Source organism: Citreicoccus inhibens (assembly GCF_019039035.1).
Classification (GTDB): domain Bacteria; phylum Myxococcota; class Myxococcia; order Myxococcales; family Myxococcaceae; genus Citreicoccus; species Citreicoccus inhibens.
This window is the reverse complement of record NZ_JAHNZT010000119.1, coordinates 1-1,225: the sequence shown is the minus strand read 5'-3', so window position 1 is coordinate 1,225 and position 1,225 is coordinate 1. Positions and strand designations below refer to the sequence as shown.

1 protein-coding gene is annotated in these 1,225 nt (G+C 66.6%); it reads right to left on the bottom strand.

Features of this window, described 5'->3' with window-relative positions:
* Positions 1 to 31: 31 nt before the first annotated feature.
* Positions 32 to 1,129, bottom strand: coding sequence for an IS630 family transposase (locus KRR26_RS36510; protein ID WP_456237612.1), 1,098 nt, complete (start codon positions 1,127 to 1,129; stop codon positions 32 to 34).
* Between the last annotated feature and the right edge of the window lie 96 nt (positions 1,130 to 1,225).

The following is a 1,225-nucleotide window of genomic DNA, read 5'->3' as shown; positions in this document are numbered from 1 at the left end:
CTAAACCAAGGATCGTAATTCTCGTCCGGCCTCAGGCGGTGCGCCTGAGGTCGGTGCGGCGCAGGAATGGACTGGCGAAGCACTGGGCGGAGCGAGCGGCGAGGTAGGCATGCACCCGGGCCATGAGTCGGGCCATGGTGCGGCAGCGGTGATTTCGGGTGACATTGGCATGCAGGTCGAGCCACACACGCTCGATGCGATTGCCTTGGGGGCAGTAGGGCGGCAGGAAGTGGAGGACGAATCGCTCGCCGAGCTGCGCGAGCACCTTGCGAGTCTTCCTGCTGGAGTGGACAGCGGCGTTGTCGAGGACGAGGTGGATGCGGCGAGCGCGCCGATAGGCACTCGCCAGACGCCAGAGAAGCTGAATGAAGAGTGCGCTGGCTTTGCTCCGTCCCTCCACCCACGTCAGCTTTCCCGTGCGGACATTGAGAGCGCCCGCCAGGTATCGCTTCTGGTTGTTGCCGGGCGTCACCACCACGCGTCTGTGCCCAGGTAGACACCAGTCCCGTCCCACCTTGGGGTTGAGATGGATGTCGACTTCGTCCACGTGGAGAACAGGCTCCTTGTCAGGGCCATGCACCGCGAGACACCTCAACTCGTGGAGTCGACGGCGTCGCTTCCACCCGGGCCAAGGACACTCGACGATGGGCTTGGCCGCCTTGAGCCGCGCCCCCAGGGAGGCGAGTGCGCGTCCCATGGTGGCCACCGACACGCGCACCAGGCCTCGGCGCGCCATCTCCTGGCACAGCAACTCCCGCGTCCACGTTGGACGACACCAGCCCCAATCCTCGGGCGTGCCCGCCAGGACTCGCGCCAACCGCTCGCGGAACGTGCTGTCTACCTTGGGGCGGCCGTTGCTCTCCCTCCTGTCTCGAAGCGCCTGCCGCCCTCCTTCTCGGTAGCGACGCACCGCGCCCACCACCGTCGAAGTCGCGCACTCCAGGGCTCGGGCGACGGCATGGCACGAGGCCCCTCGTCCCACGGCCGCTACTGCCAGGCATCTGCGGTAGGTGAGTGGGCAGCCGCTCCGGGCTGCCCACCGAAGCAGCGCTTGCCGCCGCTTTCTCTTCAACCACTGCCTACCTTTGCCCTGGGGCAGGGCCTTCTCGCTCTCAGGTCTTCTGCGCACACAGAGCCGAACGAGAGGTGCCCCTGCTCTTTCTTCCCGCTCGTCTCGCGCTTGCCCGCCCCTCAACCTGATCGCGAATCACGACCCTCGGTTTAG